The organism is Streptomyces sp. NPDC002328, from assembly GCF_042890065.1.
Classification (GTDB): Bacteria; Actinomycetota; Actinomycetes; order Streptomycetales; family Streptomycetaceae; genus Streptomyces.
Window position 1 is genome coordinate 218464 of the sequence record NZ_JBIARQ010000013.1, and the last position, 13513, is coordinate 231976.

The 13513-nt window shown below is 73.7% G+C and carries 14 protein-coding genes and 1 pseudogene; 8 read left to right on the forward strand and 7 right to left on the reverse strand.

The window, feature by feature from the left end; genetic code table 11:
* Nucleotides 1-8: 8 nt before the first annotated feature.
* The gene (locus tag ACFYX4_RS28905; RefSeq protein ID WP_389339424.1) at nucleotides 9-770 is read left to right on the forward strand and encodes a L,D-transpeptidase family protein; all 762 of its coding nucleotides are present in this window, start codon (nucleotides 9-11) and stop codon (nucleotides 768-770) included.
* Nucleotides 771-804: 34 nt separating this feature from the next.
* A complete protein-coding gene (locus ACFYX4_RS28910) occupies nucleotides 805-1506 on the forward strand; it encodes a response regulator (protein ID WP_389339426.1) in 702 nt (233 codons plus the stop codon).
* Here ACFYX4_RS28910 and ACFYX4_RS28915 read toward each other — a convergent pair.
* Nucleotides 1487-1693 carry a hypothetical protein gene (locus ACFYX4_RS28915; RefSeq protein WP_389339509.1) on the reverse strand — a complete coding sequence of 69 codons (207 nt, stop codon included), beginning with the start codon at nucleotides 1691-1693 and terminating at the stop codon, nucleotides 1487-1489. The two genes, ACFYX4_RS28910 and ACFYX4_RS28915, sit on opposite strands and share 20 nt — an antisense overlap.
* Here ACFYX4_RS28915 and ACFYX4_RS28920 point away from each other — a divergent pair.
* A pseudogene (locus ACFYX4_RS28920) lies at nucleotides 1596-3424 on the forward strand (sensor histidine kinase). The gene ACFYX4_RS28915 and the pseudogene ACFYX4_RS28920 sit on opposite strands and share 98 nt — an antisense overlap.
* Nucleotides 3425-3431: 7 nt before the next feature.
* Here ACFYX4_RS28920 and ACFYX4_RS28925 read toward each other — a convergent pair.
* Together ACFYX4_RS28925 and ACFYX4_RS28930 are read right to left on the reverse strand one after the other, a co-directional pair.
* Complete coding sequence (locus ACFYX4_RS28925) at nucleotides 3432-3686, reverse strand: WhiB family transcriptional regulator (protein ID WP_389339428.1); 255 nt, start codon at nucleotides 3684-3686, stop codon at nucleotides 3432-3434.
* Nucleotides 3687-3788: 102 nt separating this feature from the next.
* Entirely contained in the window at nucleotides 3789-5006 is a 1218-nt protein-coding gene (locus ACFYX4_RS28930; protein WP_389339430.1) for a saccharopine dehydrogenase family protein, read from the reverse strand.
* 149 nt (nucleotides 5007-5155) lie between these two features.
* Here ACFYX4_RS28930 and ACFYX4_RS28935 point away from each other — a divergent pair, with 149 nt between their 5' ends.
* Entirely contained in the window at nucleotides 5156-5866 is a 711-nt protein-coding gene (locus ACFYX4_RS28935) for a TetR/AcrR family transcriptional regulator (protein WP_389339432.1), read from the forward strand.
* Nucleotides 5867-5954: 88 nt separating this feature from the next.
* Here the strand turns inward: ACFYX4_RS28935 and ACFYX4_RS28940 are convergent, their stop codons facing one another.
* Complete coding sequence (locus ACFYX4_RS28940) at nucleotides 5955-6854, reverse strand: LysR family transcriptional regulator ArgP (protein ID WP_389339434.1); 900 nt, start codon at nucleotides 6852-6854, stop codon at nucleotides 5955-5957.
* A 70-nt stretch (nucleotides 6855-6924) separates the two neighbouring features.
* Here ACFYX4_RS28940 and ACFYX4_RS28945 point away from each other — a divergent pair, with 70 nt between their 5' ends.
* Together ACFYX4_RS28945 and ACFYX4_RS28950 are read left to right on the forward strand one after the other, a co-directional pair.
* On the forward strand, nucleotides 6925-7542 hold the full coding sequence (locus ACFYX4_RS28945) for a LysE/ArgO family amino acid transporter (RefSeq protein WP_389339435.1): 618 nt from the start codon (nucleotides 6925-6927) through the stop codon (nucleotides 7540-7542).
* A gap of 133 nt (nucleotides 7543-7675) precedes the next feature.
* Complete coding sequence (locus ACFYX4_RS28950) at nucleotides 7676-9001, forward strand: MFS transporter (protein ID WP_389339437.1); 1326 nt, start codon at nucleotides 7676-7678, stop codon at nucleotides 8999-9001.
* 45 nt (nucleotides 9002-9046) lie between these two features.
* Here the strand turns inward: ACFYX4_RS28950 and ACFYX4_RS28955 are convergent, their stop codons facing one another.
* The 3 genes from ACFYX4_RS28955 to ACFYX4_RS28965 form a co-directional block, all read right to left on the reverse strand.
* Complete coding sequence (locus ACFYX4_RS28955) at nucleotides 9047-9502, reverse strand: cyclic nucleotide-binding domain-containing protein (protein ID WP_389339439.1); 456 nt, start codon at nucleotides 9500-9502, stop codon at nucleotides 9047-9049.
* 336 nt (nucleotides 9503-9838) lie between these two features.
* The gene (locus ACFYX4_RS28960) at nucleotides 9839-11317 is read right to left on the reverse strand and encodes an aminotransferase class I/II-fold pyridoxal phosphate-dependent enzyme (RefSeq protein WP_389339441.1); all 1479 of its coding nucleotides are present in this window, start codon (nucleotides 11315-11317) and stop codon (nucleotides 9839-9841) included.
* 151 nt (nucleotides 11318-11468) lie between these two features.
* Nucleotides 11469-11690 carry a hypothetical protein gene (locus tag ACFYX4_RS28965; RefSeq protein ID WP_389339443.1) on the reverse strand — a complete coding sequence of 74 codons (222 nt, stop codon included), beginning with the start codon at nucleotides 11688-11690 and terminating at the stop codon, nucleotides 11469-11471.
* Between the two features lie 269 nt (nucleotides 11691-11959).
* On the opposite strand from ACFYX4_RS28965, the gene ACFYX4_RS28970 reads away from it, so the two are divergent.
* Together ACFYX4_RS28970 and ACFYX4_RS28975 are read left to right on the forward strand one after the other, a co-directional pair.
* On the forward strand, nucleotides 11960-12403 hold the full coding sequence (locus ACFYX4_RS28970) for an ATP-binding protein (protein WP_389339445.1): 444 nt from the start codon (nucleotides 11960-11962) through the stop codon (nucleotides 12401-12403).
* Between the two features lie 237 nt (nucleotides 12404-12640).
* Nucleotides 12641-13495, forward strand: coding sequence for a SigB/SigF/SigG family RNA polymerase sigma factor (locus tag ACFYX4_RS28975; protein ID WP_389339447.1), 855 nt, complete (start codon nucleotides 12641-12643; stop codon nucleotides 13493-13495).
* Nucleotides 13496-13513: the final 18 nt, after the last annotated feature.

The following is a 13513-nucleotide window of genomic DNA, read 5'->3' on the forward strand; positions in this document are numbered from 1 at the left end:
CTCACCTCATGAGAACGTACCGAACCCGCGTCGCGCTGCTCGCCGCGTCCCTCCTGCTGACGGGATGCGGCGGCGGTCTGGCGGCCTCGCCCGACTCCCGGCCCGGCGGGACGGCGTCCGACGGCGCGCCGACGGCCACGCCGGGAGCCCCCGCGCCCGGGGGCACCGCGGGGGCGGGGACACGGGAGATCCCGGGCCTCGGCCCGAAGACCCGCGCCGCCGTGCCGGCCACGGCCCGCCAGGTCGTCGTCGCCGCCGGCCGGGGCCGCGACTCCCCGCTCTCCACGGTCGTCCTCTACCACCGCACCGCCGACGGCTGGCAGGCCGGCACCGCCTGGCCCGCCCACAACGCGCTGCGCGGCTGGACCGACCGCCACCTGGTCGGCGACCTGCGCTCACCGACCGGCGTGTACGGCCTCACCGACGCCGGCGGCCGGCTGCCCGACCCCGGCGCGAAGCTGCCCTACGACCGGTCCGCCCGCGGGTTCGTCGCCCCCGGCACCGGCTTCGAGGGCGAGCCCCTCGCCGGGGCCTTCGACTACGTCGTCGCCATCAACTACAACCGCGAGCCGGGGACTTCACCGCTGGACTGGACCCGGCCGCTCGGCGCGGAGCGCGGCGGCGGCATCTGGATCCACGTCGACCACGGCGGCCCCACCCACGGCTGCGTGAGCATCGCCGAACCGCACATGAGGGACCTGCTCCGCACCCTCGACCCCGCCCTGCGCCCGGTCGTCGTCATGGGCGACCGGGACTGGCTGGCCCGCTGAACCGAGACCGCCGACCCGAGGGGGGATCCGCCGCGTGTGCGCACATGTACTGGTCGCCGAGGACGACGCCATGCAGGCCGAGCTCATCCGCCGCTCGCTGCTCGCCGAGGGCCACACCGCCACCGTCGTGCACGACGGCTCCGCCGCGCTGGACGCGGTCCGGCGGGACCGCCCGGACCTCGTCGTGCTGGACCTGATGCTGCCGGTCATCGACGGCTTCGGGGTGTGCCGGGTGCTGCGCCAGGGCGACGACATCCCCGTGCTGATGCTGACCGCCCGCGCCGCCGAGGAGGACGTCCTGCTCGGCCTCGAACTCGGCGCCGACGACTACATGACCAAGCCTTACAGCCCGCGTGAGCTGATGGCCCGCATCCGCACGGTCCTGCGCCGCAGCGGACGGTCCGCCGCCGACAGCCGGCGGGAGGACCCCGTCGTCCGGGCGGCCGGCCTCTCCGTCGACCCCGAGCGGCACGAGGTGCGCTGCGACGGCGAACCCGTGGAGTGCACGCCCGCCGAGTTCCAGATCCTCCTCGCCCTCGCCGGCGAACCCGAACGGGTCTTCTCCCGGCGGCAGTTGCTCCAGTGCACCCGCGGCTACGACCGCGCCTCCACCGAACGGGCCGTCGATGTCCACATCATGAACCTGCGCCGCAAGATAGAAGCCGACCCGCGCAGACCCGTCCGGCTGCTCACCGTCTTCGGCGTCGGCTACAAACTCAGCGGCGGCCGGGCGTGAGACGTGCGCGCGGCGCGCGCGGCACCCGGAGCGCCCGCATACCGCTGCGCAAGCGGCTGTCGGTCCGGCTGCTGATCGCCTCCGTCCTCATCGCCGTCTGCTCGGTCGCGGCGACGGCCTGGCTGGCGGTCACCACCACCACCCGCGCGCTGCGCGAGGAGCAGGGCCAGGCCATCGCCGACGACATGGACATCCTCGCCCGGCTCAGCGGCTACGCGGCGGCCCACCCCGACTGGAAGGGCGTCCAGGCCACCGTGCGCGACCTCTCCGCGCGCACCGGCCGCCGGATCGCCCTGACCACCGCCGACCGCACCCCGATCGCCGACTCCGCGCCCCGCGGCGCCTCCCTGCCGCCGCGCGCCGCCGCCACCGTGGACCCGCTGCGCACCGACACCTTCAGCGAGCCCGGCGCGCAGCTCAGCGGCACCGACCCGCGCGTGGTGGGCCCCTACCGGCTCACCGCCGGGGAGAGCGACCGGCTGGACGCCCTGGCCCGCAAACGGCAGGAGTGCCTCGCCGAGTACGGCATCGAGACCTCCCTCACCCGCGCCCCGTCCGGCCGCACGGGCCTCACCGTCACCGACGGCGCGGCCGACTCCGGCTATCTGCGCGACGGGTGCGCCGAGGAGCTGCCCGACGCGCTGACGCGGACGGAGGAGAAGGCGCTGACCGCGCTTCAGGAGCTGGTGGACGACTGTCTGGGCCGGGAGTACGGGCCGGACCGAGCCCGGGACCTGTTCCTCGCCCCCGCCCTCGTCGGCGGGGAACCCCGGGCCGCCGCCCCGGTGCCCGGTCTCGTCATGAAGGGCGAGACCGGGGCGATGCGCGCCGCGCAGAGCTGTCTGACGCAGGCCGCCGCGCCCAGCTCGACCCGTACGTCGCCCCGGTCGCCGAACTCTTCCTGGGCGGCGGCGACAACGGGACGCCGCCCCGCTGGAACCTGTCCCCGGCCAACAAGGCGAAGGTCGTCGGCGCGGCCGGGCTGGTGCTCGCCGTCACCGTCGCCGTCACCGCCGTCGTCGCCACCCGGCTGGTACGGCCCCTGCGCGCCCTCACCGAGGCCGCCCAGCAGCCGCCCGACCGGCACGCGCGGGTGCCGGTCACCACACGGGACGAGACCGGCATCCTGGCCGAGGCCTTCAACGACCTCGCCGAGCGCCGCGAACGCCTGGAGGCCCAGCGCAAGGCCCTGGTCAGCGATGTCGCGCACGAACTGCGCAGCCCGCTCACCAACATCCGGGGCTGGCTGGAGGTCACCCGCGACGGACTGGTCGAGCCCGACGCCGAGTTGCTCGCCGCGCTGCACGACGAGGCCCTCGTCCTCCAGCGCGTCATCGACGACCTGCGCGACCTCGCCGCCGCCGACGCCGGCACGCTGCGCGTGCACCGCGAGCCCGTCGCCGTCGACGAACTGCTCGCCCAGGTGGCCGCCGCGCACCGGGTCGCCGCGGAGGCGGCGGGCGTGACGCTGCGGACGGAGACACGGGCGGAGCCGGGCACGGGAGCGGGGGCAGGGGCGGGAGTTGAGGCCGACGCGGCCGGCGGGGCCGTGTGGCTGGACGCCGATCCGGTGCGGCTGCGGCAGGCGCTCGGCAACCTCGTCACCAACGCCGTACGCCACACGCCGCCCGACGGCACGGTCACCCTCACCGGCCGGCGCGACGGCGAACAGGTCCTCCTGGCCGTCGCCGACACCGGCAGCGGCATCGCTCCCGAGGATCTGCCGCACGTCTTCGAGCGGTTCTGGCGGGCCGAGAAGTCACGCAGCCGGCGCACCGGCGGGAGCGGGCTCGGACTGCCCATCGTGCGTCAGCTGACCGTCGCGCACGGAGGTGCGGTCGAGGCCGCGAGCACACCGGGCGCCGGCAGCGTGTTCACCCTGCGGCTGCCGGCGGCCGCGGCCCCGCCGGACGGGTGAACGCGGTTCAGGAGCCGCTGCGTTGGCGGGCGCGGAGGCGGCGCTTCAGGGACCGTCGTTCGGTCTCGCTCGTGCCGCCCCAGACGCCCAGCGTCTGGTCCGTCTCCATCGCCCACTCCAGGCACGGCTCCCGCACCGGGCACCGTCGGCAGACGGCCTTCGCCTGTTCCGTCTGGAGCAGTGCCGGGCCGGTGGTGCCGATCGGGAAGAAGAGGTCGGGGTCCTCGTGGCGGCACACCGCATGCTGTCGCCAGTCGTCCATCGAAAGTCACCTGCGATCGAAGTCGAGTGCGTTTCCGGATGAGTTGCTCCCGTTCGGGTCACCGCAGCGACGACGGTGAAACAACATCGGCCCGGAAGAACGTCAGTGCTCCCGCATGCCCCACGGCGAGCCGTACGCCGTCAGCAGGTCGAGGAAGGGGCGGGCCGGGAACGCCTCGGGGCCCAGGACGCCCGCGCCGGACCACGCGCCCATGGCGAGCAGTTCGAGGGCGACGACCGGGTTCACGGCGGTCTGCCACACCACGGCCTGGCTGCCGTACTCGGCCATCGACCACTGGTTGTCGACCACGTGGTACAGGTACACCTCGCGCGGCGAGCCGTCCTTCACGCCCCGCACCCAGGTGCCCGCGCAGGTCTTGCCGCGCATCCGCTCGCCCAGCGTCGCCGGGTCCGGCAGACAGGCGGCGACGACGTCCCGGGGCGAGACCGGCACCGGACCGAGCACGCTCGGCACGGTCACCGGGGCGGTGCGGTCCAGCTCCAGCCGGTGCAGCGTCTTCAGCGTGTCGATGAACTCCTGCCCCAGGCCGTACTTGAAGGTGACCCGGCGTGCGTCGACCCAGCGCGGCACGAGCAGGACCTCCTCGTGCTCCACGTTCACGCACTCGACGGGGCCGATGCCCTCCGGGAAGTCGAACACCTCGGGCTCGCTGAACGGTTCGGTGGTGAACCAGCCGCGGTCGGCCTCGTAGACCACCGGGGGGTTCAGGCACTCCTCGATCGTCGTCCAGATGCTGAAGGAGGGCGCGAAGTCGAGGCCCTCGACGGTGAGGTTCGCACCGTCGCGGATGCCGATCTCCTCGATCTCGTCGAAGAGCTCGTCGGCGGCGTACCGGGCGAACACGTCCGACAGGCCGGGCTCCACGCCCATGCCCACCAGGGCCAGCGCGCCGGCCCGCTCCCAGTCGGCGGCCTGCTCGAACTGGTCGTCGCCGAGCTTGACCCCGCACTCCTCGTACGGGCGCTCGGGGTGCGGATGCGACAGGGACATGGCCATGTCGACATAGGTGGCGCCCGCCGTGCGCGCCGCCTGGAACAGGGGCATCACGAACCGCGGGTCGGTGGCGTTGAGCAGCACGTCGCAGCGGTGCTCGGCGAGCAGCGCGGTCACCGCGGCCTCGTCGCCGGCGTCGACGCGTTCCGCCCGGAAGCGGGCGTCGCCGGCGAGCGCGGCCACCGCGGCGGTGGCGCGGTCGCGGTCGTAGTCGGCGACCACCATCGCCTCGAAGAACGGGCGTCGGGCCGCGATCCGGGTGATCGCCGTGCCCACGCCGCCGGCACCCACGAGCAGTACACGCATGACAAGCACTCCTATCGACAAGTCGACAGATCCACAACTCGGGTAGTCGAGGAGCCGATCTGCCGTTCGGGTGGGGCGCGCCGTGCTCTGGATCCAACGCTCCCGGCCCGCGTAAGGTCAATGGCGTTGGCATAAGGGCGGGAGACACCGTGGCGAAACAGGTCGTACCGGAGGAGAAGCGCCGTCGGCGCCGGCCGACGAGGAGCGGCACCGTCCTGTCCGAGCGGCTGATCGTCGAGGCCGCGCTGCGGCTGCTGCGCGAGCACGGCAGCACCGGGCTCACCGCCCGCCGGCTCGGTCTGGCCCTCGACTGCGACCCGAGCACCCTGTACCGGTACTTCCGGGGCATGGACGACCTGACGCTCGCCATCGGCGACGCGCTCATCGGGCAGGCGCTGCGCGGCTGGGGGCCGACGGGGGAGTGGCGGGCGGACCTGCGCGCGATCGGGCTGCGCATCCACGCGGCCTATGTCGCCCACCCGCAGGCGGCGCAGCTCACCGCGAGCCGGGTCACCGGCCGGGCCAACGAGCTGGCCGCCGACGAGGCCGTCCTGGACGTGCTGCGCCGGGCCGGCTTCCCGCTGCCCGAGACGGTGCGCGTCTACCACGCGTTCATCGACCAGACGCTGGCCTTCGCCGCCCTCGACGCGGCCTCCCTGGCTCTCCCACGCGCCGCGCAGCGCGCCGACGACGCCGTCTGGCACTCCACGTACGCCCGGCTGCCCGCCGCCACCCACCCCCGCATCGCCGAGGCGGCCCCGCTCCTGTCCACCCGCATGCCGACCAGCGCCTACCCGACGGCCCTGGACATGCTCCTGGACAGCGCCGCAACCCTCCTCCCCCCACCCCCCACCACCTGACGCGGCCCACACACCGAACTTCCCCACACACCCATCAGCCCCACCGGGCCCGTCAGCCCCGTCGGGCCGCTCAGCCCCGCAGGGCCGCTCAGCCCCGCAGGGTCTCCGCCGCCGCCGCGGTCACGGTGGACGCGACCGCTGCCAGGGCCGGGGAGTCCAGCTTCCACTGTTGCCAGTACAGCGGGACGTCCAGGAAGCGTCCCGGTGCGAGGGGAGTCAGCGCGCCCGACTTCAGGAGGCTCCCCGCCTGCGTCTCCGGGACCATGCCCCAGCCGAGCCCCGCCGCGACGGCGTCCACGAAGCCCTCCGAGGTCGGCACGGCGTGCCGTACGGGGCCCGCGCCGCCCCGCCCGCGCCGCAGGCGTCGTACGAACGCGTCCTGGAGGTCGTCGCTGCGGTCGAAGGTGACCACGGGCGCCCGGGAGAGTCCCTCCGCCAGCGGTACGCCGTCCAGGTGACGGGCGACGAAATCGGGGTGCGCCGCGGGGACGTACCGCATCCTGCCCAGCGCGTGCGCCGAACACCCGGCCACCGGCTCGGGGGAGGAGGTCACCGCCGCCATCACCAGCCCCTCGCGCAGCAGCTCCGCCGTCCGCGTCTCGTCCTCGCGGTGGAGTTCGAAGGCGAGCGGCGGCTCCTGCGGGACACGGGCCAGCGCCGGCAGGAACCAGGTGGCGAGGGAGTCCGCGTTGACCGCGACCGTCACCCGCATCGGCTCGCCGTCCCCGCTCAGGCCCAGCTCGGACCGCGTGTCGCGCTCCAGCCGGGCCAGTTGGCGGGCGAACCGCACCACGATCTCGCCCGACTCCGTCGCCCGCACCGGCTTGCTGCGCAGCAGCAGGACCCGGCCCGTGCGCTGCTCCAGCGCCTTCACCCGCTGACTGACCGCCGACGGCGTCACGTGCAGCGCGGCGGCGGCGGCGTCGAACGTGCCCTCGTCGACCACCGCGAGCAGCGTCCGCACCTGGTCCAGGGGCAGGTCGGTCATCACGAGCGCTAATGATACGTAAGGATCTTTAGCTGTACCTACAGTGCGACGGCTGCCTAGCGTGGACGCCATGACCCCCGCTCTCACCGCCGCGGCCGCCGGTTTCGGCACCGGACTGTCCCTCATCGTCGCGATCGGCGCCCAGAACGCCTTCGTCCTGCGCCAGGGCGTCCGCCGTGACGCCGTCCTGGCCGTCGTCGGCATCTGCGCCCTGTCCGACGCCCTGCTCATCGTCCTTGGGGTGGCGGGGGTGGGCGCGCTGGTGGTGGCCTGGCCGAGCGCTCTGACGGTCGTCGCCTGGGCGGGCGGCGCGTTCCTGCTCGGCTACGGGGTCCTCGCCGCCCGCCGGGTGCTGAAGCCGGGCGGCGAAGCGCTGCGCACGGAAGGGGACACCGCCGGCTCACGGCGCAAGGCGGTGCTCACCTGCCTGGCGATGACCTGGCTCAACCCGCACGTCTACCTCGACACGGTCTTCCTGCTCGGCACCGTCGCCGCCGACCGCGGCGAGCTGCGCTGGACGTTCGGCCTCGGGGCCGCGCTGGCCAGTCTGTGCTGGTTCGCCGCGCTGGGGTTCGGCGCCCGGCTCCTCGGCCGCTTCCTGGCCCGGCCCGCCGCCTGGCGCGTCCTGGACGGACTGGTCGCCGCCACGATGCTCGGCCTCGGCGGGATGCTCATCGCGGGCGCCTGAGTCAGCGGCCGGTCCAAGGAGCGTTCCGAGGAGTGTTCCAAGGAGCAAGGAGTGTTCCAAGGAGTGAGACCGCTTGTTCATGGACGGCGCGAAACCACAGCCGGTGCTGCGATAGTGACCCCCGACGCGAAAGATGTATCGAGCACCCAGGGACCCCGTGGACACGAGCGAGAGCAGCACCCCACCCGAGACCGAGGGTCCTCCAGGCGCCCGTGAACACCCCCGGCGCGGCTGGCGGCGCTGGGCGATGGACACCCGCCCCCTCCGCCGCCCCGCCTACCGCAGGCTGTGGTCCTCGACCATCGTCACGGCCGTCGGCAGCCAGCTCACCGCCGTCGCCGTGCCCAAGCAGATCTACGACATCACCGGCTCCTCGGCCTGGGTCGGCTACGCCGGCCTCGCCGGTCTGCTGCCCATGGTCGTGTTCGCGCTGTGGGGCGGCGCGGTCGCCGACACCATGGACCGCCGCAGGCTGCTGCTGATCACCAACACCGGCATCGCCGTCACCTCCGTGCTGTTCTGGCTCCAGGCACTCGCCGGACTGGACTCCGTCGCCGTCCTGATGGTGCTGCTCGCCGCGCAGCAGGCCTTCTTCGGCCTCAACGCGCCCGCCCGCAACGCCTCCATAGCCCGGCTGGTCCCCGCCGAGGAGCTGGCCGCCGCCAACGCGCTCGGCTCCACCGTCATGCAGACCGGCCTCGTCGCGGGACCCCTCCTCGCGGGCGCGCTCATCCCCGTCATCGGCCTGCCCGAGCTGTACCTCCTGGACGCCGTGGCCCTGTGCGTGACGCTGTGGGCCGTCGTCCGGCTGCCCGCCCTGCCGCCCCTCGCGGGATCCACCGCCCGGCGCGCCGGGCTGCGCGAGATCGCGGCGGGCTTCCGCTACATCGCCCGGCACAAGGTGCTGCTCCTTTCCTTCCTCGCCGACGTCATCGCCATGGTCTTCGGCATGCCCCGCGCGCTCTTCCCGCAGCTCGCCGCCGAGACCTACGCGCCCTACGGCGAAGGCCTCGCGCTGGGGCTGCTGTTCGCGGCGATCCCCATCGGCGCGGTGCTCGGCGGGCTGTTCTCCGGCACGTTCTCCCGGGCCCGGCGGCACGGCTGGATGGTCATCGGCGCGGTCGTCGCCTGGGGCGCGGCGATCGCCGGGTTCGGGCTGAGCGGCAGCCTGTGGCTCGCGGTGGTGTTCCTGGCCGCCGCCGGGATCGCCGACATGGTCTCGATGGTGTTCCGCGGCGCGATCCTGCTCTCCGCGGCCACCGACGAGATGCGCGGCCGGATGCAGGGCGTCTTCACCGTGGTCGTCGCGGGCGGCCCGCGCCTCGCCGACGTCCTGCACGGCACCGCCGGCGCCGCCTTCGGCCCGCGGGCGGCCGTCGCCGGCGGCGGCCTCCTGGTCGTCGTCACGATGCTGGTCCTGGCGGCGACGACGCCGGCCCTGCGCCGCTACCGCGTCTGAGCCCCGCGCCGCCGGCGGCGGCGAGCGGCCGTCGGGCCCGGCGGATCAGATGGCCCGGCGGCGCTGCATCCCGTACTGCTCCATCAGCTTGCCCCGGGTCATCTCCAGGCGGTGGGCGAGGATCTCGGCCACGATGCGCACCAGCGACATGCCGAGCGCCGGGTCCTCCTCGCACAGCTTCAGCACCGGCTGCGCCTCGAACTCGTAGGCGCGCACGGGGCTGAAGGCCTCCGCGCCGAAGTCCCAGTGGTACGGCGGGAAGAGCCAGGACCAGCCGAGCAGGTCGCCCGCGCCGAGGCTGGCGACGACGACCCGCTGCGCGGTCGTCACCTGCTGGTCCAGCGAGACCGCGCCGGAGCGGATGACCCAGAAGCGGTCGGCGGTGCCCCCCGCCTCGAAGATCCGGGCGTCCTCCGCGAAGGACACCTCCCGGGCGAGGGACGTCAGACGCCGGCGCTGGGGCGGGGGGAGGGCGGTCAGCAGTTTCGTCGCTCTGGTCATGGCGCAGGGCTCCTCGCCGGCGATGGGCCCGGCTCCTCCGGGCCTTCCGGGTTTCTGGTCTCGGATTTTCCCTAATGCCCATTTCAGCGCCTGTCAGGGGTGCGGGCACCTCGGGGAGCGGGATTTTCCGGTTCCGGGCAAGGAAAAGCCCTGGCTGGACGGGGGAAGCCAGCCAGGGCCGTTCTGGGGGTGGTGTACGGGGGAGTGGTCTCGACTCCGTAACCACGTATGTATGAACCGTAAACCATCGGGGGGCGTACCGCGCAACCCTAACCCGGTCGCGTGACCCGTTTCACTTCCCGGAGGCTTTTCACTCCTACCCGCCGACGGCGTCGCTCACTCCGCCTCGCGCCTCACGACCCGGATGGTCTTGAAGTCGGGGTCGGTCGGGTCGGGCAGGTTCATGCCCGCCTCCCGCCCGCTGCTCAGATATCGCAGCACGGGCTCGGTCAGCCGTTCGCCGGGCAGGACGGCGGGGTTGCCGGGCGGATACGGCGTGACCATCTCGGCGGCGACCCGTCCGGCCGCCGCCTTCAACGGGACGTGCTCCGCCGGGCCGAAGAACGCGTCCCGGGGCAGCAGCGCCTGCGCCAGGCGCAGCTCCGCCGGTTGCGGCACCTCCATCGGCGGCGCGGGCCGCATCCCCGACGCGGCGCGCGCGAGGTCCTTGAGCGCGGCGAGCAGCTCGCCGGTCGTCGCGCGGTCGTCCCCGTGGGTGATCTGGGCGCCGATGCGCCGGTGGTCGGTGAGATGCATGTCGACGGCGCGGTTCTCGTGCAGCCAGTCGGCCGCCTGGAAACCCGAGATCCCCAGCCCGCTGACGTCGATCACGCCCGGCAGCGGGTCGAAGTCGTCGGCCCGCCCGGGCCCGCAGAAGTCCTCACGGTCGTTGACGTGCATCCCGTCGATCTGATCGACCGCGGCCCGCACCTCCGCCGCCAGCTCCAGCGCCCCGCCCATCAGCTCCTCGCCGCGCAGGGCCATCTGCCGCCGCCAGCCGTCCAGCCCGGCGTACAGCAGCACCGACGGGCTGGTGGTGCCCAGCAGGTCCGCGCGCATCTTCAGCAGCTCCGCCGGCACCAGATCGCCCCGCACATGGAAGACGGAGCCCTGCTCCAGACCGCTGCCCATCTTGTGGATGCTGGTGACGCAGATGTCTGCGCCCGCGTCCATCGCCCAGGACGGCAGGTCCGGATGGAAGGGCAGATGCGCGCCCCACGCCTCGTCCACGACGAGCGGACGCGAGCGGCGGTGGCACACGTCGGCGATCGCCCGCAGATCGGCGCAGGCCCCGTACGGCGTCGGGCTGGTGACCAGGGCGCCCTTGGCGTCGGGATGGATCTCGAAGGCCTTCTCGAACATCTCCGCGGACGGCGGATGCGCCAGATGCCGTTCGGGATCCCAGCGCGGCTCGACCCAGACGGGCTCGATCCCCGACAGGATCAGCCCCGACACCACCGACTTGTGCGCGTCCCGCCCGATCAGCAGCTTCTCGTGCGGACCGGCGACCGACAGCATCGCCGCCTTGACCGACAGGGAGCTGCCGCAGGTCGAGAAGAACGTGTGGTCCGCGTGGACCGCGTCCGCCATCAACTCCTCGGCGCGCTCCAGGACCCGGCCCCGGGTGAGCCGGTCGTCGAGCCCGCCCGACGCCAGCACGTCGCCCAGGAAAGCCGCGTCCCCCAGCAGCGCCCGCACCTGCGGATCGGCGCCGCGCGCCTGCTTGTGACCGGGCGGCGAGAACGACAACCGCCCCTGGCGGTGGTAGTCGGCGAGGGCTTCCAGGACGGGTGCGCTGGTGTGATCGGCTGCCATGCCGGCCGTGTTCCCGCGAGGTCGTCCGCCAATCGGCGCGTCCGCGCCGGCGGGCGGTCCGGGCGGGGTCAGCGGTCCGGGCGGGTCCGGCGGTCCGGGCGGGTCGGGGCGGGTCCGGCCGTCGCACCCGTCCCGACCCGATACGGCCAGGTCAGAGGGTGCCGGGGTGGTGGCCCGGGGTCAGTATCTCGTCCAGCACGTCCACCACCGCCTCGTAGGCCAGACCGCGTACGTACGCGTCCCGCGCCGCGTCCGGGTCGGTCCGTCCGAGATCCTCGCTCCGGGTCCGCAAGCCCTTCAACTCCTCCCGAGCGCAGGCCCTCGCCCGCTGAATGCGACGCAACAGTTCACCCGAGTCCACGACATCCGTCATGCCCTCCGCCTACCCAGCCGCGGCGCGTCGATGACCTCGTGATGTCGTCGGAAACAGCAGGTTTGGGCAGGCCCGTGGGCGGCCAGCCGAACTGATGAGGGTCGTGCGGTCCGGCGGGGAGAGGCCGGGGCGCGGCCGTGGGAAGGACCGGGTCCGCCACCGACCGTGGCGCACACCGCGACCGGCGGAGCGCCGCGCGGACGGTGACCGGCTCCGGGCCCCTCACTTGACCAGGACTCACCAGTCGGAAAGACCCAGGGAGCGAAAGGATGTCTGCGAACCACTCGACCGACCGCACGGACACGCCGGACGGCCTCGCCCGGCACGACGGACCCGGCCCGTACCGGCCGTCCGACGTCCGCGGCGCCGTACGACGAGCGGTCACCGGGCAGCGCGGGACCACCGGCCGTCCGTACGACGAGGAAGCCCTCTCCGACGCGCTGCTCGTCGCCTCGGAGCTCACCACCAACGCCATACTCCACGGCGGCGGCGTCACGGACTACGACGTCGACGTCGACGGGCCGGCCGTGCGGGTCTCCGTGAGCGACCGCAGCGACCGGCTCCCGGTGGCCGTCGACCCGCTCGACGAGCGCGGACGACGGCGGGCCGGCGGACGCGGCTGGCCCATCGTCTGCCGACTGGCCCGGGACGTCCGGGTGTCCGAAACGCCCTCCGGGGGCAAGCGCATCACCGCTGTCGTCCCCGTGTTCTGAAAGCCCCTCGGCTCGCCCCGCCCCGCGCGGCCCCGACCGCCTTCCCCCGGCCGTCTGAACACCTTTCAGACATGAGGAGTTTGCACCTCCGGGGGTCGGGCAGACGGAGGTTCGTGCTTCGGACCGGAGGCGCGCCGACGGGAGTGGTACGACTGCTCCAGGGCGCTCCAGACGCCCCGGTCGACAGCGGCCCTCCCGTGGTCATTCCCTGAAATCCTCGTTCAGGAGCGATTCCGCATGCTCATCGACATGTCGACAAGCCGTCCCGTCACATCCGCCCCGACCACCGCACCGTCGCGCCGGAACCATGACGACGCTCCCGACACCGCAACCCGCTTCTCCCGACTGGTCGCCCTGGAGGAAGGGCCCGAGCGGGACGCCGTCCGCGACGAGATCGTCGAGGCCTGGCTGCCCATGGCCCACCGGATCGCGGGGCGCTTCCGCGACCGGGGCGAGGCGATCGAGGACCTTCGGCAGGTCGCGGCGCTCGGCCTGGTGAAGGCCGTCGACCGCTTCGACCCGGAACGCGGAGCCTTCGAGAGCTACGCCGTTCCCACCATCACCGGCGAGATCAAGCGGCACTTCCGGGACCGGATGTGGGCGCTGCGCGTGCCCCGCCGGGTGCAGGAGCTGCGCAACAAGGTGCGCATGGCCCGCCGGGAGCTCAACCAGAACCCGGGCGCCCCCGAGCCCTCGGTCGCCGACATCGCCGCCCACACCGGACTCACCGAGGAGGAGGTCGGGGCCGGACTGGAGGCGCTGGAGAGCTTCAGCACCCTCTCGCTGGACGCCGAACTCCCCGCCGGCGACGACGGGTACAGCCTCGTCGACACCCTCGGCGGCCCCGACGCCTCCTACGACGTCGTCGTGGACCGCGAGTCCGCCAAGGAGAGCCTGCGGCGGCTGCCGGAGCGCGAGCGGGCCATCCTCTACATGCGCTTCTTCGAGGACATGACCCAGAGCCGCATCGCCGACCGCCTGGGCATCTCCCAGATGCACGTCTCCCGCCTCATCAGCCGCAGTTGCGCGCAGGTGCGCGCGGAGGCACTCGGCCGGCGCAACGACAGGAGCGACCGGAGCGAGCGTGGCTGACCCCGCGTCGGCGCACCG

What these genes read in the sequence shown, in the direction of transcription:
- ACFYX4_RS28975 (WP_389339447.1), top strand. Translation starts at nt 12,641, where the DNA reads ATGCTCATCGACATGTCGACAAGCCGTCCCGTCACATCCGCCCCGACC.
- ACFYX4_RS28960 (WP_389339441.1), bottom strand. Translation starts at nt 11,317, where the DNA reads ATGGCAGCCGATCACACCAGCGCACCCGTCCTGGAAGCCCTCGCCGAC.
- ACFYX4_RS28925 (WP_389339428.1), bottom strand. Translation starts at nt 3,686, where the DNA reads ATGGACGACTGGCGACAGCATGCGGTGTGCCGCCACGAGGACCCCGAC.
- ACFYX4_RS28955 (WP_389339439.1), bottom strand. Translation starts at nt 9,502, where the DNA reads ATGACCAGAGCGACGAAACTGCTGACCGCCCTCCCCCCGCCCCAGCGC.
- ACFYX4_RS28965 (WP_389339443.1), bottom strand. Translation starts at nt 11,690, where the DNA reads ATGACGGATGTCGTGGACTCGGGTGAACTGTTGCGTCGCATTCAGCGG.
- ACFYX4_RS28915 (WP_389339509.1), bottom strand. Translation starts at nt 1,693, where the DNA reads ATGTCGTCGGCGATGGCCTGGCCCTGCTCCTCGCGCAGCGCGCGGGTG.
- ACFYX4_RS28940 (WP_389339434.1), bottom strand. Translation starts at nt 6,854, where the DNA reads ATGACCGACCTGCCCCTGGACCAGGTGCGGACGCTGCTCGCGGTGGTC.
- ACFYX4_RS28970 (WP_389339445.1), top strand. Translation starts at nt 11,960, where the DNA reads ATGTCTGCGAACCACTCGACCGACCGCACGGACACGCCGGACGGCCTC.
- ACFYX4_RS28930 (WP_389339430.1), bottom strand. Translation starts at nt 5,006, where the DNA reads ATGCGTGTACTGCTCGTGGGTGCCGGCGGCGTGGGCACGGCGATCACC.
- ACFYX4_RS28905 (WP_389339424.1), top strand. Translation starts at nt 9, where the DNA reads ATGAGAACGTACCGAACCCGCGTCGCGCTGCTCGCCGCGTCCCTCCTG.
- ACFYX4_RS28945 (WP_389339435.1), top strand. Translation starts at nt 6,925, where the DNA reads ATGACCCCCGCTCTCACCGCCGCGGCCGCCGGTTTCGGCACCGGACTG.
- ACFYX4_RS28950 (WP_389339437.1), top strand. Translation starts at nt 7,676, where the DNA reads ATGTATCGAGCACCCAGGGACCCCGTGGACACGAGCGAGAGCAGCACC.